Source organism: Calothrix anomala FACHB-343, from assembly GCF_014696435.1.
GTDB classification, from domain to species: domain Bacteria; phylum Cyanobacteriota; class Cyanobacteriia; order Cyanobacteriales; family Nostocaceae; genus Aulosira; species Aulosira anomala_A.
The window spans coordinates 33,706-59,130 of record NZ_JACJQG010000028.1; the positions used below are offsets into that span (position 1 = coordinate 33,706).

Annotated in this window: 16 protein-coding genes; 7 read left to right on the forward strand and 9 right to left on the reverse strand. The window is 41.1% G+C overall.

The window, feature by feature from the left end:
- Positions 1–109 precede the first annotated feature (109 nt).
- The 5 genes from H6G08_RS17365 to H6G08_RS17385 all read right to left on the reverse strand — a co-directional run bounded on the left by H6G08_RS17365 (position 110) and on the right by H6G08_RS17385 (position 4,505).
- Positions 110–436 carry a hypothetical protein gene (locus H6G08_RS17365; RefSeq protein WP_096643395.1) on the reverse strand — a complete coding sequence of 109 codons (327 nt, stop codon included), beginning with the start codon at positions 434–436 and terminating at the stop codon, positions 110–112.
- Between the two features lie 16 nt (positions 437–452).
- Positions 453–947: a phage tail protein gene (locus H6G08_RS17370; RefSeq protein ID WP_190545121.1), complete on the reverse strand. Its 495-nt coding sequence runs from the start codon at positions 945–947 to the stop codon at positions 453–455.
- 265 nt (positions 948–1,212) lie between these two features.
- Complete coding sequence (locus H6G08_RS17375) at positions 1,213–1,674, reverse strand: phage tail protein (protein ID WP_190545124.1); 462 nt, start codon at positions 1,672–1,674, stop codon at positions 1,213–1,215.
- Positions 1,675–1,857: 183 nt separating this feature from the next.
- Positions 1,858–3,519: a phage tail sheath family protein gene (locus H6G08_RS17380; protein WP_190545126.1), complete on the reverse strand. Its 1,662-nt coding sequence runs from the start codon at positions 3,517–3,519 to the stop codon at positions 1,858–1,860.
- Between the two features lie 146 nt (positions 3,520–3,665).
- A complete protein-coding gene (locus tag H6G08_RS17385; RefSeq protein WP_190545128.1) occupies positions 3,666–4,505 on the reverse strand; it encodes a Pvc16 family protein in 840 nt (279 codons plus the stop codon).
- Between the two features lie 420 nt (positions 4,506–4,925).
- On the opposite strand from H6G08_RS17385, the gene H6G08_RS17390 reads away from it, so the two are divergent.
- The 3 genes from H6G08_RS17390 to hetL all read left to right on the forward strand — a co-directional run bounded on the left by H6G08_RS17390 (position 4,926) and on the right by hetL (position 7,310).
- Complete coding sequence (locus H6G08_RS17390; RefSeq protein WP_190545201.1) at positions 4,926–5,303, forward strand: ArsR/SmtB family transcription factor; 378 nt, start codon at positions 4,926–4,928, stop codon at positions 5,301–5,303.
- 131 nt (positions 5,304–5,434) lie between these two features.
- On the forward strand, positions 5,435–6,529 hold the full coding sequence (locus H6G08_RS17395; protein WP_190545130.1) for an NAD(P)H-dependent flavin oxidoreductase: 1,095 nt from the start codon (positions 5,435–5,437) through the stop codon (positions 6,527–6,529).
- 67 nt (positions 6,530–6,596) lie between these two features.
- Complete coding sequence (gene hetL / locus H6G08_RS17400; RefSeq protein WP_190545132.1) at positions 6,597–7,310, forward strand: heterocyst differentiation pentapeptide repeat protein HetL; 714 nt, start codon at positions 6,597–6,599, stop codon at positions 7,308–7,310.
- A gap of 272 nt (positions 7,311–7,582) precedes the next feature.
- Here the strand turns inward: hetL and H6G08_RS17405 are convergent, their stop codons facing one another.
- Positions 7,583–7,849 carry a hypothetical protein gene (locus tag H6G08_RS17405; protein ID WP_190545134.1) on the reverse strand — a complete coding sequence of 89 codons (267 nt, stop codon included), beginning with the start codon at positions 7,847–7,849 and terminating at the stop codon, positions 7,583–7,585.
- A 323-nt stretch (positions 7,850–8,172) separates the two neighbouring features.
- On the opposite strand from H6G08_RS17405, the gene H6G08_RS17410 reads away from it, so the two are divergent.
- Complete coding sequence (locus tag H6G08_RS17410; protein ID WP_190545136.1) at positions 8,173–8,328, forward strand: hypothetical protein; 156 nt, start codon at positions 8,173–8,175, stop codon at positions 8,326–8,328.
- Between the two features lie 46 nt (positions 8,329–8,374).
- Here H6G08_RS17410 and H6G08_RS17415 read toward each other — a convergent pair whose 3' ends face one another.
- From H6G08_RS17415 to ptsP, 3 genes are all read right to left on the reverse strand, one after another.
- On the reverse strand, positions 8,375–9,748 hold the full coding sequence (locus H6G08_RS17415; protein WP_190545138.1) for a cytochrome P450: 1,374 nt from the start codon (positions 9,746–9,748) through the stop codon (positions 8,375–8,377).
- Positions 9,749–10,924: 1,176 nt separating this feature from the next.
- Positions 10,925–12,850, reverse strand: coding sequence for a transglycosylase domain-containing protein (locus tag H6G08_RS17420; protein WP_190545140.1), 1,926 nt, complete (start codon positions 12,848–12,850; stop codon positions 10,925–10,927).
- A 411-nt stretch (positions 12,851–13,261) separates the two neighbouring features.
- The gene (gene ptsP, locus H6G08_RS17425) at positions 13,262–15,742 is read right to left on the reverse strand and encodes a phosphoenolpyruvate--protein phosphotransferase (protein ID WP_190545142.1); all 2,481 of its coding nucleotides are present in this window, start codon (positions 15,740–15,742) and stop codon (positions 13,262–13,264) included.
- A gap of 356 nt (positions 15,743–16,098) precedes the next feature.
- Here ptsP and H6G08_RS17430 point away from each other — a divergent pair, with 356 nt between their 5' ends.
- The 3 genes from H6G08_RS17430 to H6G08_RS17440 all read left to right on the forward strand — a co-directional run bounded on the left by H6G08_RS17430 (position 16,099) and on the right by H6G08_RS17440 (position 25,388).
- Complete coding sequence (locus tag H6G08_RS17430) at positions 16,099–20,163, forward strand: hypothetical protein (RefSeq protein WP_190545144.1); 4,065 nt, start codon at positions 16,099–16,101, stop codon at positions 20,161–20,163.
- A gap of 134 nt (positions 20,164–20,297) precedes the next feature.
- Entirely contained in the window at positions 20,298–21,242 is a 945-nt protein-coding gene (locus H6G08_RS17435; RefSeq protein WP_190545146.1) for a hypothetical protein, read from the forward strand.
- Between the two features lie 141 nt (positions 21,243–21,383).
- Entirely contained in the window at positions 21,384–25,388 is a 4,005-nt protein-coding gene (locus H6G08_RS17440) for a hypothetical protein (RefSeq protein ID WP_190545148.1), read from the forward strand.
- The last annotated feature ends 37 nt before the right edge of the window (positions 25,389–25,425 follow it).

Sequence of the window (25,425 nt, forward strand, 5' to 3'; positions counted from 1 at the left end):
TTTAAGATTGTCAATGGTCATTGGTCATTTGTCAATGGTCATTGGTCAATGGTCATTTGTCATTGGATATTTAACTATGAGCTATAGACTATAGACTATGGACTATGGACTATTGACTATTGACTAGAACTGCTGGAGAATTTGCTGTTTCTAAACCGTTGATTTGACGATAAAAATCTTGGAGGTAATTTAAATCTTGGGAGAAAAAATTTTCCACGATCGCAGGATTTACTTCCGAGAGAGCGCCCAAGCGAGTAATGACACGTGACAAGATAATAATGGTAGCGTAAGCTTCGTTAGCTTTAACTCTAGGATCGCGCAGTGGTGCGATTTCGTCTATCGCTGTTGATAAACGCATGATACCTTGGCGATGGAGGTTACCTTCTGCGTCTAGATACCCCTTGGGTAATGTAAATTCAAACTCTGTCGGGAACATAATTCTCCTGATTACTTCACTTCACTCGCTTAAATTCCTCGAAAGCAATCTCCAGTTCTTCAATATGTAAGTCAGTGCTGCGGGCGTTTAAATCAGCTATTTTATAACTAGCAGGCCAAGCACCTGCTAATTCAAATCTCGCTTCTTCTTGACTGGCTTGATTATAAATAGATAAAGCCATGAGTTTTCGCTGATTTGCCCATTTACCATTTTGCACTTCTTCAAACCATTTCCAAAAAACCATAGAGTTAGCAATTGTCCCTCTCTTGAGAGTTATATTGCCACTTTTGACATTTCCCGGTATTTTAGTTCTGACTACTAATCCTTTAGCTGCTACTCCCCATTTGTTAGGGGTAACTTCACAGACTTCAATGGCATCTTGGGTTCTTTTAAAACCTTGACATTCTAAAAAGTAGCAATCGCTATTATCTTTTTGACCGTCTAATGTCAATCCTAAATAGAACCTATGGGTAGCAAGAATTTCTGGAAGTTTTTCAGTTGCTTGAGCCACTTTTTTTTACCAAATCAAGACAGAGGACAGGGAGTAATACCAATTCAAAATTCAAAATTCAAAATTCAAAATTCAGAAATCCATATTTTGCTATGGTTCCTGTATTTGGATCTGTTTCATGATTTTAGTGAATTGGTGTAAAATGCAGTAGTTTATTTTCCTCCCTGTCAAAACTGACTTTTCACGCTGCTTTAGAAAACCTCAACAATCAGGTTTCACAAAGATTGTAAATAGCCCTAAATGAGAAACTATGAATTAGGGAAATTTATTTAACACGTTTAACACCTTCATGAACTAATTCGACTGTTTCTGTAGCCATATCACCACTAGAAGCTGTTAATGTTGGGCCTGTATATTTCACAGGATAGCAATTGACAATATTCCAGCGCGCTACTTCTGTGAGTTGTTGATTATAAGCAACTACAGAAGCTGATTTCCGATTTTGATCCCATTGACGAGGTGTACCCATATCCTCGTTACACTTTTGGTACCATTGATAAAGGTCTACATCGGCGGTGGCAATTACTTTCAGGGTAATATTCGTAAATTTGGTAACGGTAGGAGTTGCTTGTCGCCAAATTTTACCGCTTTTACTCGAACCATGTACTTCTTGGGCTGGGGTGTTTTCTACACCTAACCCGCTAATTTCTTTAATAGATTTCTCTGTAACTCCATCTGCTTCAAAATAAAATAGACAAGCAGCTAATAATTCTGGTTGACCGGGCATGATTTAACTCCTATTTATGATTGTGGCTGGTGGATTTTTAATCCAAAATTGAGGATATAAACAGGGCTTACGCATGGTTGAGGGAGAAATAAACCGCACCAAATACAGAGGACACAGATTAATAAAAATTTGAGAGTTTTTGCGTAAGCCCTGCACTGATAAAATCGAGTGAATTAAGAAAGTTTATTCTTCATCTTCTATGCCATTCCATTGGCTGATACGGAAGATGACAAACTCTGCTGGTCTGACTGGACAAACACCGACTTCGATGTATAAACGTCCTAAAATTCTGGTTTCTGGTGGGTTAAGTTCTTCATCGCATTTAACATAAAATGCTTGTTCTGGTGATGCACCAAATAAGGCACCTTCACGCCAAATTCTTTCTAGGAAGTTGCTGACGGTACGTTTGACTCTAGCCCACAAATCTTCATCGTTGGGTTCAAAAACTACCCATTGAGTACCTAGTTCGATGGATTTTTCAATATAACTAATTAAGCGGCGGACGCTGATGTAGCGCCACTCGGTTTTATCTGGTTCTACTAGTGTTCTTGCGCCCCAGATGCGGATACCACGATTGGGGAAGTTGCGTATACAGTTAATTCCCAAGGGGTTTAACAGTTCCTGTTCGCGGAAGTTGGTTTCATAACCTAGACCGATGACGCCTCTAGGTACTTCGTTGGCTGGTGCTTTGTATACGCCTCTGGTTTCGTCGGTACGCGACCACACACCCATGACATGTCCGCAAGGAGGGACGAGTATGGGATTACCGCGATCGCGTGGATTAGGTACTTTAATCCAAGGATAGTACAGCGCCGCAAACATGGAACGGCGGTTAAATCTGTTTAACCACTCCACTACCTGTTGGGGTTTGGTTTGTTCTGGTGGTGGGTCGATTAATACCATGCGGTTGGGTGGGTTGGGAATGTCGCCACTAGCAGAACCCTCACACATACTAATCATTAGTTCCATGATGCCGTGGACTTGATCCAAGTTCATCACGCCTGATTGATAAGCCCGCATTAAGTCGGGACAAGCTAGCATGGTGATTTCATCGATTTCAAAAATCCCTCTTACCCCTGTGCGATCGTCGCGGACTCCTTCAAAGTCTCGCGAAAATCTATCAACTGTTTGGGCGACAATGGGGGGCGCTAGTTCATACTGGCCATTAGTCGGACGCCGAGATAAAGGTTGTCCAGATTGAGAAATATCTTCGACGTTGACATACATGGAACCTCTCAAAGCCGCGATCGCATAAGTTGCTACTTGGCCGGGAACTTCGCGATTCATGGTTAAGTTCTCATATTGTTCGAGAACTTCATCACCCCGACGGATTTGGACGGTAAAGTATTCCCCTGTATTTGGTGGTTGTTCGCCTTCTGTACCTTCTGGTAAGGCACGAGGGCCGCTATCGCTAATGAAAATGTTAATTGCACCGCCTGCTGCTTGTTCGGGGCGTAATGTCAACCGGAGGGTAGGACGGTTACCGCGACCATTTATGCGAATGTTGGCTGGTTCTGGATTTGGCGGTTTGGGTGCGCCTGGTAATTGTGTACCGATACTAGTTATCCAACAGCGCCCGCCACCATTCATAAAGTAGCCATAAACGGCGAAGGGTAAATAAGCGTTGAAATCGGTGAAGCCATCGGAGTTAGGACGGGCAAAGTAGTTGAGATATTGCGTCCAGTTGGTGACCAACATGGGCTTAAATAGTTCAGCCCCATCACGAATATCTTCGGTAAAGCCAACAAATCCACCAACTGCGGTGCTGACACCCTCTATTGGTCTACTACCTCTGTCTATTTCTTCAACATAGACACCAGGTGCAAAGTAATCTAGTCTAGCCATAAAAGTCTCTCCAATTTAGTTAAAAAGTAATGGTAGAGGGCAGAGGGCAGAGGGCAGAGGGCAGAAGGAAAAATCCCTTATTTGATTATTTTGGGTTAGCTTTGTGAAATATAAGAAACATAAAAGCCTCCTGCCTCCTGCCTTCGTTATTCAGGAGTTAGTAAGATTTCTTTGAAGCTATAATTTTGGCTATCCACCAAGACATTGACATTCTGGGGTAAGTAGCCGGGACAGTTGACTGTCAAGACATAATTACCCAGACGCATATCTTCAAAAAAGAACAGCCCTTCTTTATTGCTTATCGCTGATTTTTTAGTTCTTTGTATAGTTACTTCTGCTGTAGTTAGGGGTAAATTAGTAACTGCACTTTTCACCATACCTGCGATCGCTACTCGCCTGGTAACTACTGTGCCGTTACCGTTCTCACTCAATTGGTTTTGCAAATTGAAAATCCGTTCGTAAACTAGCGGTACAAGGGTGGTTTGCGGTTCCACTGGAATCATGGCTGTGATATACAAGGCAGAACGCAATGGTACATTCAGCGCACTCCATAATGAACCAATCTCAATAGGTGGATCTAAAGCCACTGTCAGAGCTAAATTCCCGTAACCCCGCAGTTCTGGAACTAAATAGTCTTCTTGCAAAGACCGATGACGCAGCAGTACTGTTAAGGCTTCGCTGAGTAAATGATGTTCGCCTAAGGCGGTTCGATCCCAGGCTGTTAATAGCATAGAGACATCAAACCAATTAGGCGACCAACCTACAGATGTGGGTTGTAAACTCCGTGAAGCTTTACGTTCCACTTGTCTACCAGATTGTTGAAATTGCTTACTCTCACGAATGTCGTAAATATACAAATTGAGAGTTGGCCCTGCACCCTCTTCCCGTCGATTACTAGGATGACTAAAGTCAATTTGCTCTGTACTGGTGAGTGAGGTTCCTCCAGCTAGAATTTCTGCTAAAGTTTGAAGAACGAAGATAAGCATGAAGGTAGTTGGCTGGTAGCGAATCCAGATGTATCTAGACTATCTGTACCTACCAGGGGAAGTTAATTAGACTTTTGTCGAGATTTTTATGGCGCTGTGCGTGTCAGTTGTCGGTTGCTAGAGACGCGATTAATCGCGTCTGTACAAGTGTCAGTTGTCAGTTGTTCAAAAAATCTGGTCTAATACCTGCGTATAGCAAGTCTTTTTAGTAGGGGCGGGTTCACCGATATCTTCATTGATTCATAAAGATCCAAATAAACCCGCCCCTACAAAACTCAATGACTATGGGTGGAGTTTTTTATCAAGTGGATTTTTTTTACACCAGCATTTACTGACTTAGTAAAATTTGTTAATAAAAATATCTGGTTATTATACTAAATAGTTATACAATTAATTGATGTGCTGAAGATGCAACCTCCTATGCCAGAACCAAAGCCATCTCAGACTAATTCAACAGTACTTGTGGCTCTTGCTGATTATTTTAAGGTGCTATCAGAAGTTAGCCGACTACAAATTTTAACTTGTTTAAAGTCAGGGCCGATGAATGTGATGGATTTGGTGGATGCCACAGGCTTAGGACAAGCAAATCTCTCCAAGCATCTGAAAGTGTTAACTCAAGCGGGGTTGGTATCGCGTCAAACGAAAGGTACTAATGCTTTTTACGCAATTACCGATCCGATGATTTTTGAGCTTTGCGATTTAGCGTGCGATCGCATTAGCCAACACATGTTACAACAAAGCGAAAGTCTCAAAGCGCTGCGAGATAATACAGCAGTGTTTTCTGAAAATAGGGGTTAGGGGCTAGGGGCTAGGGGACAAGGAGGACAAGGGGGCGAAATGACTAATGACTAACTCATCCGCGATGTGAGTTACATTGGAGTGATAAAATTACTACACAGTTATTTAGTTAATTAATGCGTAAGTCTATTATGACTGATATCCTCTCGCCTCTGCGGATTGGCAAACATCTTGCCCGCTATCCCATAGTTCAAGGCGCAATGGCTGTGCGGGTTGCTGGTGCTAACCTAGCTGGATCTGTTGCTAATGCTGGAGGAATCGGTACGATCGCCTCAATGGGATTGGGGTTATCTTCTCCTTATTTTGAGCAACGCAAACGCAGCAGCTTTTTTAAGGCTAATCGCCTGGCTTTGATTGATGAATTAACCAAAGTACGCCAAATTAGCCCAGATGGGATTATTGGTGTAAATGTATTAGTTGCTACTAGAGATTATCTTATTTTAGCGCAGACGGCTGCGGCTAATGGTGCCAATCTGATCGTTACTGGAGGCGGATTACCGTTATCTTTACCAGAGTATACTGCTGATTATCCAGATGTAGCACTGGTGCCGAGTGTAGCCAACCTTTACTCAGCGCAGTTAATCTGCCAAACTTGGCAACAGAAATATAACCGCCTACCTGATGCTTTAATTGTGGAAAATTGCCAGTTTGTTGGCGGACATTTTACCGAATGCGATCGCGTGAATTTACCAGGATTCTCTGTGGCTACTGTGCTTTACGAATTGCGCCATTATTGCCAAGAGAAGTTAGGGGTAAAGATTCCGTTAATTGTGACAGGGGGAATTAGCGATCGCACTGATATCGATTTGATGATGGTGCTGGGAGCAGATGGGGTACAAATCGGTACTCGCTTCATCACTACAGAAGAATGTGATGCCGATCGCCGTTATAAAGAATATCATCTTAATGCCTTTAGAGAAGATGTTGTCACCGTACCCAGTCCAGTAGGCAAAATGACTCGTGCTTTACGTAATACCTTTGCCCAAGAAGTTATGGACGGCTGCTTAAGCAAAGAACAGCGCTGCATTGCTAACTGTTTAGAGACATGTTTATTTCGGGATACAGGTAAAACCTATTGCATTCTCCAAGCACTAGCTAAAGCTGCAAATGGAGATGTTGAGAATGGTTTAATCTTTTCTGGGGCGAATGTTAGGTACACTGAGCAAATCATGTCAATTGCAGAACTGATGGCAGAATTAACCCAGCCTTGTAATATTCCGGTTTAAGGTTGCTACAGATGGCTAACAGGGGATGCGATCGCGCTCCAGTTGTCAATCAAAAGTCGAGTAATTTATGGATGTGGATGAAATTCTCAAACGTTATAGCGCTGGAGAACGCAGTTTTCCACGAGTCAATTTACAAGAAGCAGAACTTACAAATGCAATTTTAACAGGTGCCGATTTTAGCTATGCAGATTTACGTCAGACACGGTTGGGCAAAACTAATTTGAGTCAAGCTACTCTCAAACAAGCAGATCTTAGTGAAGCGCTGCTCTGGGGTACAGATTTGAGCGATGCAGATTTATCTGGTGCTTTGCTGCGGGAAGCAGATTTGACGAGTGCAAAACTACTTCAAACTAATTTAACAGCAGCTAATTTAATTAAAGCTAGTTTATGCGGTGCGAATTTAACAGGTGCTAAACTTTCCCGTTCGCTACTGTTTCAAGCAGACTTACGCCCTAGTTCCGATCAGCGCACAGATTTAGGATATGCAATTTTAACTGAGGCAGATTTGAGCTACGCTGACTTAAGAGCCGCTACTATGCATCATGCTAACTTGGATAAAGCCAAATTGTGCCGCGCCAACCTCAGCCGCAGACTTCAGTGGGGGGATTTGGCTACAGATTTGAGCGGAGCGAGTTTGCAAGGAGCCGATCTCAGCTATGCGAATCTTGATGGCGCAATTTTGCGCAATGCGAATTTGCAAGGAGCAGATTTAACCGGAGCTATTCTTGATGATGTTGACTTTCAAGGGGCGATTATGCCCGATGGTACAGTTCATGATTAAGAGTGGTTGCTCTAGATAAATCAATTTTTGATTTTAGATTCTGTGACTGCTTTGAGGTTACAGACATGTTTAGATTTTAAATTTTGTTTAATCCAAAATTTAAAATCTAAAATCTAAAATTTGGTGAATTAACCCCACCACACAAAGAGATGGGGCTGGCGATTTTCCAGACAGATACTAATTTAGGCACTTTCTTTGCGTCAAACACTTGTGAAAGTCGTTCTCTGAATCTAGAACATTGCTAGATGTTTTTCTTGCAAGATAACAATTGTTTAATCATAAAAGTTATCTATTCTTAAATCTCGCCAAATTTCTGAAACTTGCCAGCCGGAATTACCAACTGATTGAATCAGAGGACGATCGCGCAATGGAATATATGTGGATTCTTGATAGTTAACATCAAGTACTGGCTGTTGTTGAATTGTGGATTCTGGAATCTCAAAAGTATCATCGCTGGAAGCCGGCTGAGATAACTCTTCTTGTACTTCTGGCTTTGGCAGAATGGGTTTTTCAATTCTTTTGATGAGTTGGATATCCATTGACGTTTAAATTGTATGATTTGACAAAAAAATAATTCTCTGAGCGAGAATTAAGAACAGCACAATCTAGTCTTTCCCAAACTAACAGATAAATCCGTAAAAAGTTGTTGTAAAGTTTGGTGTTGAAAATTACTTAAGCTAGTCTAGGATACAACAAAATTATCCCTAGAGGAAGTGATAACTTAGGTGTAGCCAAAGCTAATAACGAGATTTTTGGATAAGCGATCGCCTCAGTTCCTTTACCTAGCCTGGAAAATATTACTTTTGAGGTAGTTGTACAACATCAGAGTCAACTTTACCTTAACCTTAACTATATTTAGCATTTGCAAATTTTAAATTTTGCGATCGCATCATCAAGCAAAAATCGCTTCATGAATTTACCTGCGATCTCATCGTCACCCAATGCGATCGCTTTTTCACACCATACAATCATATTAATGCGATCGCGACAAACTTATCCCCTTTCCATATACATTTGACAATCACCTCCCTAAAAGTGCGGTGATTGTCAAAATCGCCAAATCGTTAGATATTACTCGACTCTAAAGTCCGAGATGGTAAACGATGATGGTTTTTTGCTACAATTTGCACGCTGCGATTAGGCCCTGTTACCAAACCACGCCGTTTTGGATAAATCTCTAGATTCTCATCGACTAGCGCCAAATCCCAACTAGAAAGAATTTTTGCTAATATTACTTTCATTTCATACTGGGCAAATGCCATACCTATACAGCGTCTCACACCACCGCCAAAGGGTAAAAACTCATAAGGCGAAAATTGACGTTCTAAAAAGCGTTCTGGTTTAAATTCTTGATGTTGTGGATATAAATCTTCGCGTTGGTGAGTTAAATAAATGGAACCAAGAACGATTGTACCGGGTTCTAAATCGTAACCGCATAAAGATACAGGTTCTCTGACTACACGGGGGAAAGTTAACATTCCTACAGGATAAATTCGCAAGGATTCGCAGCAAACAGCGTTAAGATATGGTGATTTAAACACGCTGCTGGGGTCTGGATTTTCACCTAAAGTATCTAATTCTTGTAATAGTTTTTCCTTAACTGATGGTAACTTATGAATCCAGTACAATGCCCAAGTTAATGCTGTGGCTGTGGTTTCATGTCCTGCTGTTAACAGTGTCATCAATTCATCGCGCAATTCTGCATCAGTCATGGCTTCACCAGCTTCATCACGCGCTGCCATCAGTAAACTCAGAATATCAGTCCGCGATGGATCGGGATGATCTCGCCGTTCTTGAATTTCTGCGTTTAATAGTTCGTGAACGCGCTGTTTACGACGCAAAAATCTTCCCCAAGAACTGCGGGGGCCTAAATCCATTCTTAAGGCGGGAAAATACAGTTCTACAACCCTTAAAGGCGAGTTTTCATTTAGCATTACTGCTAAAATTTCCTCTAATTCTTGGGCGCGGGGGCCTTCGTATAATCCAAATACAGCTTGCATAATTATCCGCATGGTAATAATTTGCATTGCCGATCTAGTACAAAATGGTTTATCTATTTCCCATTGACTAATTACCTGGGTTGTAACTTTATTAATTACCTGTCCATAGGTACGCATTCTATCACCGTGAAACGGCGGCATTAATAATTGACGTTGACGGCGATGTACTTCTCCGCTAACTGTAATTACAGAATTTTTTCCTAGCATTGGTTCAAATACCGTGTTGAAATCGCTAGGTGCGGCAAATTCTTTTGTATCGCTAGTCAACATTTTTTCTAAAGCCTGGGGATTGCTAACAAACACCACAGGTGCATTTAATTGCATGGTAAAAATATCACCATAGCGCTGGGCACAATCTGTCATGAAAGGCATTGGTTGGAAAATCCACTTCAGCATTTGCACAAGCGCTGGAGATTTTGGGACATGAGGCAATTTCATAGGCTTAATTTGTTGGGTTAATTCTGTTTTGCCAATGAATTTTGCCGAATAAAATTAAATATTTCTGCATTTAAAATACATAAAATACAGAGCATATTAAATGTGTTTTTAAAGTAGCAATAATAGCTATTTATAAGTAATAATTAGCGATTGGTAATTAAGTAATGCGATTAATCTCGTTTCCAGCCTCCGGCTGGAAATGCGGATTGCGAGGCTCCGCCTCAATTTATCAGATAAGAGGCGGCAGCCCACAGATCATCGCTCCCACGCAGAGCATGGGAGCTAGATGAAATACATAAATTACAGATCCTATTGAATTTATATTTAAAGTAGCAATAATGGCTATTTGCAAGTAATAATTAGCGATTGGTAATTAAGTAATGCACAAAAAACAACAAAGCATAGCTACACAGCATTTTATTGTCAAGCATTGCAATTTTTGAGCAAGCAATATAACTTTTTACTTGCGGAAAACACTAAAACGAGTGCGCGATTTACCTAAACGAGTAAGCGATATGGCTTTTTACTTGCGGAAAACACTAAAATGAGTGCGCGATTTACCGAAATGAGTAAGTGATATGGCTTTTTGAGTAGGTGAAATAGTATTTTACTTGCGGAAAACACCAAAATGAGAACTTGTTAAGGCTTAATGAGAAGGTGAAATGGCTTTTTGCTTACCTAAAACAAGAAAATGGGTACTTGATTTTGATAAATGAGAAAGCGAAATGCTTTTTTGTTTACGAAAAATTTAAAAATGAGTACTGAATATGTGTAAATGATAAATTTGGCGAATTTTGCCCCGCAAGGAACTGAAGTTCCTTGCTAATAGCCAAAGTCATCTAAAGATGACTAAATATCCTCAAAATCTTGAGTCTACTTTAGTAGACTTGGACTTTGTCCCTTGGAATTCATTCCAAGGCGAATGAGAAAGCCTACGCTGAAGCTATTTTTAGCTTAAGTTGAGACTAATATAGGAATCCGGTTTGAATTTTGAATAAAATTAGGTACTTGTAGGGTGCGTTATGACTTCAGTCTAACGCACCAAACCCTTGAAAAACGGTGCGTTACGCTTCGCGGTAACACACCCTACGTGTTTTGCAGAAATCAAATATGATTCCTATACCCCTACAGATTGCGATATAATTTAAACCTTATCTACATGAGAACGGCTATATTTCACTTTGACTTTGGGCGGGGAAATTCAGCAGGGGATTTAAATTTCATCACTGGTACATCCTGAAGCGCTTGCTGCATAAAATCGCGCCAAACGGGAGTCACCATTCCCCCACCTGTGGCACCACTGGCTAATTGTTTGTTATCATCTCTACCTACCCAAATAGCGGTTGTTAATTGGGGTACAGTACCAATAAACCAAATATCTTTTTCTGCGGAAGTGGTACCTGTTTTACCTGCAACAGGCCTATCTAATGCAGCACCTTTACCTGTTCCTTCTGTTACAGCCGATTGCATCACATCTAACATTGCGGCTGATGCCCAAGGGTCAAGGACTAACTGGGGTTTAGGTGTATTATCTAATAAGATATTACCACTACTATCAGTAATTCTCATAATTGCCGTTGCAGGCGATCGCCAACCATAATTAGCGAAGGTGGCATAAGCGCTAGCCATTTCTAAGGGTGTGACACCAATCGCCCCTAATGGTAAAGAACTCACAGCTACCATTGGACTGTTAATTCCTAAAGTATGGCAGGTGTCGATCACTCTATTCATCCCCACTGCTTTACCAATTTTAATCGCTGGCACATTGCGAGATAATGCTAAGGCGGTGCGAATTGGCATTGCGCCCATAAAGCCGCCGTCATAGTTGCGGGGATAATACCACCCATCACCATCGCGATAGCTGACGGGAGAATCAATGACTGTGCTATTGGGTGTAAATTTACCAGTAGCAAAAGCGGTGTAGTAAACAAATGGTTTAAAAGCCGAACCAGGTTGACGTAATGCTTGGGTAGCGCGGTTAAATTCCCCAGCTTTGGAATCTACTCCCCCGACTAATGCTTTAATAAAATGGGTACGCGGATCGATGGCAACTAAAGCCATTTGATTTTTATATAATCCTCGACCTAAAAGAGTTTTATGCCATTTCTTAATAGTTGCTTCCGCCATTAATTGAAATTTAGCATCTATTGTAGTTTGTACCCGCATTCCGCCTTTAATTAATGCCTCGCGTCCAAAATTTTTCACGATTTCTTGGGCGACGGAATTGGTAACATAAGGCAAGGCACTACCTTGAAACGATCTAATTTTACCAAGTTTAATTTGTTGTTGCAGAGCTTGATTATATTCTTGCTGGCTAATCCATTTTAAATCTAACATTCGCCCCAGCACTTCTTTTTGTTTTTGTTTCGCCAGTTTCATATTCACAAAGGGGCTGAATTGTTCCGGCGCTTGAATTAAACCTGCCATCATTGCCGATTCTGCTAATGTCAAATATGCGGCTGATTTATTAAAATAAGTCCGGGCTGCGGTTTGTACACCGTAATTATTATGTCCCCAATAAACTTGATTGAGGTACATTTCTAAAATTTGTTCTTTACTAATAATTTGCTCTAGGCGAACTGCTAATACTGCTTCGGCAATTTTGCGAGTAAAGGCGCGTTTTTTAGTCAGGAATATATTTTTTACCAATTGCATGGTGATTGTCGAACCACCCTCACGCACACCACCGGCTGTCAAGTTAACTATTGCTGCACGCCCAACAGCACCAATATTAACACCATGATGACGATAGAAATGACTGTCTTCGCTAGCTAAGACGGCGCGTTTTAAGTTGGGAGAAATTTGATTTAGCGGGACAATTTTTCTGTTAGCTTCTCCATGTATGGCTGTTAATAATTTACCTTGAATATCATAAATATAAGTTGTTTCTGCTGGTGAAAAACTTCTGAGTTGTCGCACATCTGGTAAATTGCGAAAACTTACAGCTAAACCGACTAATCCACCTGCTAGCACCGAACTAGCTAGCATTGTTATTGATAAGAGAGTTACACCAGCTACTTGACCTACTTCTTTGAAAAACCCAATATTAGGTGAAGTTTGAGTTTGTGGTTGTTTGTCTAAAAGAGTATTTGACGAAGACACGAAATTTGTACCCCCGCACTGATAAATAAAGTCAAATTTTAGGAAAAATTAAGCATTAAATGTTAGCAACTATGTTGGTGGTAGTTCCTAGGGCTAATCAATTTTCATCTGATATTTAAATAATACCGATTTAATTAATGAGTGTGAGATTATGGATTTTCGTGAAGTAAAGGGCGGGGTTTCCCCGCCCCTACAGATACATCTGTCTCATTATTTTTTTAAATTGGTAAAATCTATCTTTGTGTAGAGTTTAGCAAAGATGTAATTACAAATCTTCTGCTAAAAGACATAATTATCTTAGTTCAAAATTCCCAGAATCATTACAGTCAGTAGGGGCGGGTTGATTGAGAATGATCGCTGAACATTGAAAATATTGGTGAACCCGCCCCTACATTGGTTAATCATCAACAGTTAAGCTGTAAGTTGTCTGACTTGTTCGGCGGAATCTAGTTGTAATGCGGAAGCGGCGATCGCCTGACTTTGACTGATACTTAATTGGGCGATCGCTTGTTTTAAAATAGGGATGGCTTGGGGATTAACGCTTAATTCATCTAATCCTAATCCCAATAAAATTGCTGTGGCGGCGGTTTCGGCTGCAAGTTCTCCACATAATCCTACCCAAATTCCGGCGTCATGAGCGACTTTCACTGTGCGCTGAATCATGCGCAGTACCGCAGGATGTAATGCGTCGGTTAAATTAGCGACGCGGGGGTTATTGCGATCGCCTGCCATGACATACTGACTTAAGTCGTTGGTGCCGATACTAAAAAAGTCTACCTCAGCTGCTAGTTGATCTGCGATCGCTACGGCTGCGGGGACTTCAATCATGATACCTAGTTGAATGTTGGCATCAAAGGGAATCGCTGCTTGTCTGAGTTCCCGTTGCACTTCATTTAAAATTTCCTTAGCTGCCCTAACTTCGGTGATACTGGCAATCATCGGCAGCATAATTTTAATATTGTGTCCTGTACTAGCTCGTAAAATTGCCCGCAATTGAGTTGTGAATATGTCGGGATGTTCTAAACAAAAGCGAATTCCCCGACAACCTAAAAAGGGGTTTGTCTCTGGTACACCTTGAATATAAGGCAGTGGTTTATCCCCACCCACATCTAAAGTCCGAATAATTAATGGCTGTTGATCTAAAACTTGGGCGATCGCTTGGTATACTGCTAATTGCTCCTCTTCCGTGGGAGCACTTGTCCTACCTAAATACAGGAACTCTGTACGCAGTAGTCCTACTCCTTCAGCACCGCTAGCTAAAGCCACTTGAACATCAGCTATGCTACCGATGTTAGCAAAGACACTGACTTGCTTACCATCGCGCGTAATTGCTGGTTGATGTGCTTTGGCTAGCGCTTCCTGTTGTGCAGTTTGCCAAGCTTCTCGCTTCGCTTCTAATATACTCAAAATATCTGCTTCTGGCTCTACCCAGGCTTTACCACTGCCGCCATCAAGGGCCATAATTGTGCCATCTTCCAGATACAATATCCCTGGATCTACGCCCAAAACCGCCGGAATCCCTAATGTCCGGGCGATAATTGCACTGTGAGATGTGGCGCTACCTGATGTGGTACAAATCCCTAATACTTTGCTGGGATCTAAGCCAATGGTATCTGAAGGTGTTAAATCGCTGGCGACTAAAATCGCTGGTTCTGTCAATTCTAAAGCACTGGCTGATGCGCCGGTAAGTAAGCGCAGTACTCTTTGTCCGACATCAACCACATCTTCCACTCGTTCCTGTAAATAAGCATCTTCTAGTTGATGGTAGCTAGAAGCGACTTCATCAACAACAGCTTGCCAAGCGGCTTCGGCGTTGAGATGATGGTCATAAATGCGCGATCGCACTGCTTCTAAAAGTACCGGATCTTCTAAAAATAACAGATGAGCGACAAAAATCGCCGCTTCTGTATCGCCAATTTGCAGAGAAGCTTGAGAAAATAATGTCTGAATTTGCTGTTGAGCGGTAGCGATGGCTATTTGTAACCTTTGCCACTCTGCTTCTGCATCTTCTACGTGATATTGTGTAGCAGTAACGGCAGGTAGTTGATAATGGACTACAGGCGCGATCGCAACTCCTGGTGAAGCTGGAATTCCCGATAGTTCGCCAGCAGAAGCGGGGCTAACTTCTGTTGACTCCACCACTGGCGGCGCAAATGTACTATCATCTTCACCAAAGTTATTATTAATTAATACTTCTAAGGCGGCTAAGGCAGCATCAGCATCGATACCAGTAGCCGTAATTACTAATTCATGCCCTTGACGCACTCCTAAAGTGGCGACTTGGTTGATACTGTCACCTCTAACGGCATCTGTACCTCTTGTAACATTCCTTACCTTAATTTGCGCCTGATATTGGGCGGCAGTAGTGACAAATTGCGCGGCTGGACGGGCGTGTAAACCCAAGCGATTGTTAACTGTGAGGTGAATTTCTTTTGTTGGGAATTCTGCGTGAGATGTAGGAATAACTGATGCGGGGCTGCTATCTATGCCGAGCAAAGTATTTTTTGCTACTAAAGCTGATTGTGCTTCAGTTATAACTTGCTGAATATTATGACCTGCGGCGGCGGCAACTACAGCTGCGATCGCACCTTCAACCAGTGGTGCTGCACATAAATGGACTTTTTCCCGTTGTTGTGGGTTAAGGAAATCTAGCGCCATTTCTGCACTCATCACAGCGCTACCCAAATCCATTAACACTAAAACACCATCATCGTTGAAGATAGAAGCGATCGCCTGATAAACTTGCATGGGATCTGTACCCAAAGGATTTTCCGGATCGTCAATTCCAGCTGCGATCGCTAACGGGACTTTACCCTGAACCATTTGCGCTGCTAGTTCCTGTACACCAAGCGCGAGTTGTTTACTGTGAGAAACAATGACTATTCCAATCACAACAACACCATCAACTCTCTTGAGAGACTTTTCCTGAGCCAGTTAACCTTTACATTCTTCCATTTTCTCCTCAGAAAATCAGCGTTGATTTTCAAATCGCAACTTTAATATGCCAAAGTCGAATTCTGTTCCCGTTGTGACAGTTCTGGGAATTATGAAGATAGGCATAAGAACTGTAAGTATAGTTTACCTACAGTCATTTTTATGGTACAAAAGTACTAAGTTGTCCTAATTCCGAAGGTTGAAGATCCCTGCGTCTATACGTAGTAGGTTTTCAGTTGGGGTTTAAATCCCCGACTGAAAATGTCTTTAATTTTGAATTTTGAATTTTGAATTTTGAATTTTTAATAGGTTTTATGGTGATGCAACCTCTTCAGCCAGTTAGCGCCGCCGATTTACAAGCATTTTTAGATACACCAGAAGATTTATTACAGCAGCCTGTGGAATTGCAATTAGCTGTTGCAAACTATATTGAAACACCGCGATCGCTCTTAGAAGTCTTAGTCAATAGCACTGATAAGCAAGTATCACAAGCCGCTAGTTTACACGTAAATTATGCCGGAGAAATCACAGAAAATTGGCAAAAAGCGGTAGATACCATCCTGCAACAACAAGAACTAGGGCAAAATGACCGATTAGCTGTAGAATTGCTCAAATTGGGAACTGTACCGCCATGCTTTTTTAGCGAATGGGTTCCCGCAGAAAAGCTCATTCCAGCGTTGCGTAATCCCCATATACCCTTAAAATATCGCTTACAATTACTTGAACGCTTGGCGCAGGAACCGACTTTAAAACCACGCTTACAAGTTGCAGAATCACCAGAAACACCCTTAGCAGTATTAGAACAACTAGCAGGGGATTTAGAATTACCTATTAGGTTAGCAGTAAAGTTTAACCCCAATTGTCCACCATCATTAATTGAACTAGTGGAAGGACAATATACCGTTGCATCTGACTGGAATACCGATGCAGAACAATTAGCAATGTTAGCACAAAGCCGTTGGGCTTGGATTCGCTTGGCGGTGGCGCAAAATCCTTGTGCGACAGCAGAAACTTTAATGCAGTTGGCTGGAGATACTGTATATAAAATTCAGTTAGCAGTGGCGAAGAATCCAGAAACACCCGCAGATGTGTTAGCTGTATTAGCGCAACATCAAGATAAAACAATCCAAGCAACTGTAACAGAACATCGAAATGCGACGGAAGAGATATTACATCAATTATTTCCCAATCAGCAGCATCTTTTGCAAAGACGGGAAAATTTACCAACTAGTATTTTAGAAAAATTTTTTAATGAAGCAGCAACAGATAAACCTATTTGGAAAAATTCTGAACTGCGGTATTTGTATTTAAATCAACCAAATACACCTACTTGGATTTTAGCTGAATTAGCGAATGTTGATTTAGAAGTATTGAGAGCAGAGATACTTACTAGAAGTAATTCTTCACCGATTATCAAAACTTTAGAAACATGGATTCAAGATCAGACAATATTTTTAGCTAATGTTGCCAAACATCCCCAAGTTTCAGGGGAAATATTACAGCATTTGGCACAATATCCTAATCCATATATACATCTGGCTGTTGCGCAAAATTCCCAAACACCTGAAGCCTTGCGAGATATGCTATTACAGCAATTAGCAGTAGGCTCAAATTTAAATATTCGGCTGCAATTGGCAAGTAATCCCCAAACTCCGGTGGCAATTTTAGAACAGCTAGCGGGTGCATCATCTTCCCTCAATATAATGATAGAGATGTTGCAGCAAATTGCCCCAGATGCTACACCATCATTACTTAACCGAATCAAAGAATTTATCGATAACCGCCAGTCACCAGAATTAATTATTTTTTGGCTGCAACAGGGGGAAGAATTTCGCAACTCTATATTAAAAGAATGGGATAATTTAGTCGAGTCGTTGAATGCATCAGAGAGGCAAACACTGGCATACTTAGCTAGCCAGAAATCATCAATTAAATGGGAAGGGAGATTTACAGCAGAAAGACGCGATCGCTCAGGAAAGAAATCAGTACCTAGCGATTCTCAAGCAGCAGAAAATTATCAAATGCTAGATGGAATATTGCATTTATTAAATAGTCCGTACAACAGCGATCGCAGTAATTTAGAAGTTGTGGCAGCATTATTAGGTAATCCTTCTACACCAGCAACTTTAAGAGAGCGATTGTGGCAACAATCCCAAAAAAGTCCTGACGAATTGGGACGCTATTTAAAAGATGCTGAAATGCGGATGGCACTAGCTCTTAATCCCACTGTACTTGAAGCAGAGCGGAATGAATATTTACAACAATTAATGGCAACAAGCAATAATTTCCGCGAGCAATTAGCTAGACATCTTGCTACACCTGAATACCTTCTCAGACGCATCGCTGATGAACGCAAAGAGTATTTATGGCGTACTTTAGCAGAAAATCCCAATACTCCTGCTGATTTATTACTGCGTTTTCTCAATGAAGAAGTTGAGAAAACAGTTTATAGTAATACCACTATGTTTGACTTAGTGATTGCTCATCCTAACTTACCTGTTTTACAACGTTATCGATTATTACTAGAGAAAGCAGAAGCGCAAGAAATTACCAAAGCTCATCAATTAATGGCGCGTCGTACTGGTAGTCCTTATGCGTTAGCGCAGATTTTAGCAAAAGGCGATCGCAATTCTAAACTTACCGCCGCACGTAGCAATCAAACCCCTATCCCAGTATTACAACAACTAGCAAAAGATGCAGATGAAGCCATCCGGCAAGCTGTTTCTAAAAATGCCAATTTACCTTTAAATAACTTATTAGAATTTACACAAGATCCAAGCGTTCATGTACGTTTAAATCTTGCCTATAAACCATTACATAGTAAAATACCTACCCCTATTCAATTATTAGAAATATTGGCACAGGATGAATCACCAATAATCAGAGCCAAAGTTGCAGAACATCCCGATACATCTGTGGAAATATTGGTGCAGTTAGCCAACGATACCAGTCGTGAAGTCAAAACAAAACTAATTGCTAACCCTAACACTCCCGTAACAATTCTGACTCGTTTGGGATTAGAAGAAAATCTCGTAAGTCAACGCAATCCCAATACACCAGGAATTGTACTTGCTCAAGCAGTTAAAAGCATGAGTGGGAAAAATCTCGCTGATTTTATTAAACATCCTGTCAAAGGTTCGCAAATGCCGGCGGAAACTTTGGCACAGTTAGCAACTCACACCGATAGTTCAGTGCGTTATCGCGTCGCGTCGCACCCCAACACCCCAGCCACAGTTTTAAGACAGTTAGCGAAAGATTCCTATGTCGCTACAGTTCGCGCTGTCGCCAGTAATCCCAACACATCCCCGGAAACATTGGAAGTACTCGCCAGCCATCCAGATTTTACAACGCGATTGGACGTTGCACGCAATCCTAATACACCGCCTCGCGCACTTTCCCAAATTGTTCAAAGTACCCAAAATTCAGGAAATACCCCAAATCAAACCGTGGATATGCTCAAGAGTGCATTTCCCGGTAATCATAATGATGTGCTGCGTTGCATAGCTGGGAATCCGCGCACACCCATTGAAGCATTAGAAATTTTGGCAAGAAGAGAGTTTTTAGGTGCAACACCAGATCCGCAAGCATTCTTTCCACCTACAACGAATGATGAGATCGTGCGATCGCTTGCATATAATCCCAGCTTAACACCACAACTGCTCGCCATTCTCACTCAAGACCCTAGCGTAGAGGTGCGAGTTTGTTTAGTTCGCCATCCCAACTTAACAGAAGCTTTATGGTTGCGCCTAGCTGAAGATACAGCAATATCGGTGCGGGAAGCAGTTGGAGCTGCAAACAACGCACCTGTAAACGTTTTGGAATTATTGGCGCGGGATGAGCAAAGCGAGGTAAAAATTCAAGTAGCGACTAACTCTAATACACCAATTCCTGTTTTAGAAATTTTAGCCAGCGACGAAAACCCCAGTGTCAGAACTGCTGCGGCTAGTAATCCTCATCTTTCTGAAACAATCTTGGCACAATTAGCAACTGATGAAAAAGTCGAAGTTCGCCGTGCAGTTGCTCAAAATCCCAACACTCCGGCGGCTATTAAACAAAGCCTGCGCGATTTAGTTTTTCAACCCACCACCCAGCAAACTAGTTCCACCTTACGCGGACTCAGCCGCATTTACAACCCCAGCAGCGATGATATAACAAGCATACTGGCAGAATATGCAACTTCCGACAACGCCTTTGTTCGCTTAGTAACTCTACTCCATCCGCAAACTCCGGCGGAAATATTGACACAAGCAGCACAATCTGCATCTTGGCTAGAACGCTATGCAGTTGCAGATAACCCCGCAACCCCAGAGGAACTACGCCAGCAACTAACCCACGATAGTAATCGCATTGTCAAAGCAGTTGCGATCGCAAATCTTTAAATTGCACCTAACTATGTTAAAAAACGTAGACTGAAAACCCTTACCCATGACAAAGCGCAAAGTCTGAGCGGAGGTTTACTCCGATCAGAACTTTGTAAGAATGACAAATGACAAATGACAAATGACAGCCTTATATGAACTTAGAAACCGCAAAAATCTTAGGTACTCTTGAAGTATTAATTGATAAACGCCTTGAGTTTCGTCTGCACAATAATCACCATTCTTCTTTAGAACCTTTCGTTTGGGATATCCAGGAAAAAGGCGATTTTAGTTTACTCAATCTGGGACGCGATCGCAAATGGATAACTCTCACCGATATTGATGTTGCTGTCAAAAATTGGCAAGCATTAGAACGGCGCGGTTATTTAAACCCAGATGATTATCCTGATGACTACGAAGATGTTATCGCTCCGGAATTAGCTGATGCAAGAGCAGAAATATATGAGGAATTAGCTGATGCTATTTCAGAAAACCTTCAGAATATCGAGGTTTTCAAATTTAGCCGCATTCCTATGTATTCATTTTATGTTGTGTTAGGTCAAGACCAAGAAAATAATTGGTTTTGTTTTTCTCAAACTGTTGCCAGAGAAACTAAATTACAAGGAGAAATCAAATATTCTAATTTACCTGATTTAACTATGCAGCCATCTTTGGATGAAAATACGGCTAAATTGAAAGATAAATTTCAGCAAATCATCAATAAATTAGAACCGATTACTATTTATGGTTACTATGGTGGCGGCTATGATTATAGATTTCCACATTATTTAGTTCAAGCAATAAGCGACTCTAGAGAACAAGCAATATTAATCGCTCTCCAACAAGCAGGAATGCTTGATATTGGTAAATTTCACAAGTTTGACATAGAAGCTTTATCTTGGAATTGGGATGAAAATGAAATTGCTGAATTTTACCCACAATATGACAAGATAAATCAATTTATCACTCAAAAACTTTCTGATATTCAGATGTTGAGATGTAGTTTTTGGAACCGTGAATGTATATATGTTCTCGGAACAACCAAGGCTGAAGATTTAGCAGGAATCTATATTGAAAGTAAATTTGATTTTAATCCTTAAGTGATTTTTTCATCGAAGTCAAATTCTGTTCCTATCTTCATAATTCTGGGAATTATGAAGATAGGAATAAAAACTGTGACTGTAGGTAAACTACAGTCAGTTTTATAGTATATGTGTACTATTATATTGGGTGTGATTATCATGCAACCTCTTCAGCTAGTTAGCGCCGCCGATTTACAAGCATTTTTAGATACACCAGAACAGTTATTACAGCAGCCAACAGAATTGCAATTAGCTGTTGCAAACTACATTGAAACACCGCGATCGCTCTTAGAAGTCCTCGTTAATAGCACTGATAGCCAAGTATCAAAAACCGCCAGCTTACACGTAAATTATGTCGGAGAAATCACAGAAAATTGGCAAAAAGCGGTAGATACCATCCTGCAACAACAAGAACTAGGGCAAAATGACCGATTAGCTGTAGAATTGCTCAAATTGGGAACTGTACCGCCATGCTTTTTTAGCGAATGGGTTCCCGCAGAAAAGCTCATTCCAGCGTTGCGTAATCCCCATATACCCTTAAAATATCGCTTACAATTACTTGAACGCTTGGCGCAGGAACCGACTTTAAAACCACGCTTACAAGTTGCAGAATCACCAGAAACACCCTTAGCAGTATTAGAGCAGTTAGCAGGGGATTTAGAATTACCTATTAGGTTAGCGGTGAAGTTTAACCCCAATTGTCCCCCATCATTAATTGAATTAGTAGAGGGACAATATACCATTGCATCTGACTGGAATACCGATGCAGAACAATTAGCAATGTTAGCACAAAGCCGTTGGGCTTGGATTCGCTTGGCGGTGGCGCAAAATCCTTCCGCGACAGCAGAAACTTTAATGCAGTTGGCTGGAGATAGGGTATATAAAATTCAGTTAGCAGTGGCGAAGAATCCAGAAACACCCGCAGATGTGTTAGCTGTATTAGCGCAATATCAAAATCAAACAATCGAAGCAACTGTAGCCGAACATATCAATGCAACGGAAGAGATATTACATCAATTATTTCCCAATCAGCAGCAACTTTTAAAAAGACGAGAAAATTTACCGACTAGTATTTTAGAAAGACTTTTTAATGAAGGGTTAAGAGATCATTATTTATTTTTACAACAACCAAATACACCTACATGGATTTTAGCTGAATTTGCGAAAGTTGATTTAGAGGCTTTAAGAGTAGCGAAACGAGCAAAGCATACGCATCTACCATTACCAGAAGTTTTTGAGCAATGGATTAGAGATGATATTAGGTTTTTGGTTGATGTTGCCAAACATCCCCAAGTTTCGCTAGAAATTTTAGAACATTTAATTCAATATCCCCATCCATATATTAAGCTAGCAGTTGCCCAAAATTCTCTGATTGATCCAGCGAAAAAAATTGAGTTGCTAGAGGAGTTAGTCAAAGCCGGAGAAAGGGATGTTCTCAAGCTAATCGCCGCAGATTCGCAAACACCTGTGGCGATTTTAGAACAAATAGTTGAACAGGAATCACCTCAAAATAAATTCCGCTTCAAACTCCGCCGCCTATTAACTAGAAATCCAGAAGCAGATAATAGAGAATCTGTAGCTGATTTTTGTATGGATACAATCAGAAAAATTCTCGCTCCATATCAAATATCAATTGATGTTGAGGAATGGTTTAATTTAATTGAAAGTTATCAATGGACAACATTACTAGAAAATTATACTTATGTTGGCGATTTACAAGGAAGATACCGCCAAGATAAAAGTTTTTACGAACAGGTAAATGAGGAATGGAAACAATTTCTGCCAACTATATCAGAGTCAGAACGACAAAAAATTATCACTAATATATTAGAAATTCCCGATACGCTGGTAGATGTGGTAAAAGACGATCGCACTGTTGCAGTAGCTTTAGTGGGTAATCCTAGTCTACCAGTACCTTTACGCGAAAAATTGCAAAAGCAACTCACTCGTCCTTTAGAAAAATTAAATTCTTACGAAAATGATTGCGATATGCGGATGGCTTTAGCTTATAATTTGCAAGTTCCCGAAGCCGAACGCAAAGAATATTTTCAGCAACTTCTCTCGACAAGTGGGGACTATATTCCAGAAACAATTGCCAGAAATCCCAATACTCCAACAGAAATTATAAACCAATTAATGACTCGTCCTGGTGTCGGTCGTCAAGCAGTTTCTCGCAATCCTCATGCACCTGCTAGTGCATTAGCAGAATTAGCTCAAGATACTAATAGCACTACACGAAATTGGGTAGCTGAAAATCCCGGTACGCCGATTAATATTTTACTGCAACTTGCTAAACAACCTGTAGAAAAGACAAATAATAATGTTCCCACTGTTCGAGGAACTGTCATCAAAAATCCTCATTTGCCTGCAAGAGAACGCCATCGGATATTATTAGCAATGGAGGAAGAACAAGAAATTACGGAAGCGCATCAATTAATGGCGCGTCGTGCTGATAGTCCTTATGCTTTAGCACAGGTTTTAGAAAAAGGCGATCGCAATTCTAAAATTACCGCCGCACGTAGTCATAAAACTCCAATTCAAGTATTACAACAACTCGCAAAAGATGCAGATGAAACTGTGCGTTCTGTAGTCTCAGAAAATGCTAATTTACCACTCAGCAATTTATTAGAGTTGACACAAGACTCTAGTTTAAATGTTCGCGCAGGTTTAGCCAGGAAGCGACTGCATAAACCAACTGCTGTAGAAGTACTGCAACATTTAGCTAATGATGAATCAGCACAAATTAGAGCGCAGGTTGCTGCTAATACTGACACTCCAGAGGAATTATTGAGAAAGCTGGCTAATGACTCTAATAAAGAAGTGTGGGAAGCATTGGCGCGTAACCCAAATACACCTGTGGATATTTTAGAATTTTTGGGGGTAGAGAAAGGCGTTGTTAATCCTTGGAATGGGAAAACACCTGCTAAAGCTTTAGCAAAAGCTGTAGAAAACACTTTAAAAATGGACTTCCGATTTCGAGATAAAGCTTTAGATGAATTACTCAAGCCGCGAAATTCCGAAATGCCAGCAGAGATATTGGTAAAATTAGCTAACTACAAAACATCATGGATTCGTTCGGCTGTAGCGCATCATCCCAATACCCCGATTTTTGCCTTAGAACCCTTAATTAATGATGATTATAGCCCCGTTTTGTGGGTGATCGCGCGTCGTGCTGACACTCCCCCCCAACTCCTCGAAAGGCTGCTATTAAGGTTTACAGATACAAAAAATCAAGACTACGAACAAATTTGTCATGCAATTTGCGATCGCCGGGAACTTCCCCCCAACCTGTTAGAATTCTTGATGGAAAGTAACCTACAACAGGTTTATCTGCGAATAGCAGCGCAAGCAAATCTCCCACCAACAATTGTTGAAAGACTCATGGCGATGTCAAATGAGTCTGTGTTAACTAACCTAGCGCGCAATCATAGCCTCAGCGCTGAATTTTTAACTCGACTGGCGCAAAATTCTAATGCTAATATTTGTAGTGCGATCGCCAATCATCCCCACATTACCCCAGAAATTTGGCTACAGCTTGCTAACCATGCAGAAGTTAAAGTACGTCAGTTAGTTGCGGCTAACTCAAATACTCCTGTAAATATTCTGGAAATCTTAGCCAGCGATATAGATCAAGTTGTGCGTGCAAATGTTGCGAATCATCGCAATTTACCTGTACAGATTTTAGAACAATTAGCACAAGATGAAGAAGCATTTGTTCGTGTAGCCATTGCTAATAATCCGCATTCACCAGAAACAATCCTGACACAACTAGCAACTGATGAAAAAATCGAAATTCGTCGTGCTGTTGCACTTCATCCTCATACCCCTGCGACTATTAAACAAACCCTGCGTGATTTTCTTATCCAACCCAACAATCAACAAAGTGTCAGCACTACCTTACGCGGAATCAGCCGCATTTACAACCCCAGCAGCGACGACATTACAACCATACTTGCAGAATATGCGAATTCCGAAAACGCCTTTGTTCGCTTAGTAACCTTACTCCATCCCCTAACTCCCCCAGAAATATTAACACAAGCAGCACAATCTCAATCTTGGCTAGAACGCTACGCAGTTGCAGATAACCCCGCAACTCCAGAACAATTACGCCAAAAACTTGCGCAAGATAGTAATCGCATTGTTCGTGTAGCAGCTAAAGTTTAGTTGTGAATAATTGAGGATGTTGCAGATGCCATACAGT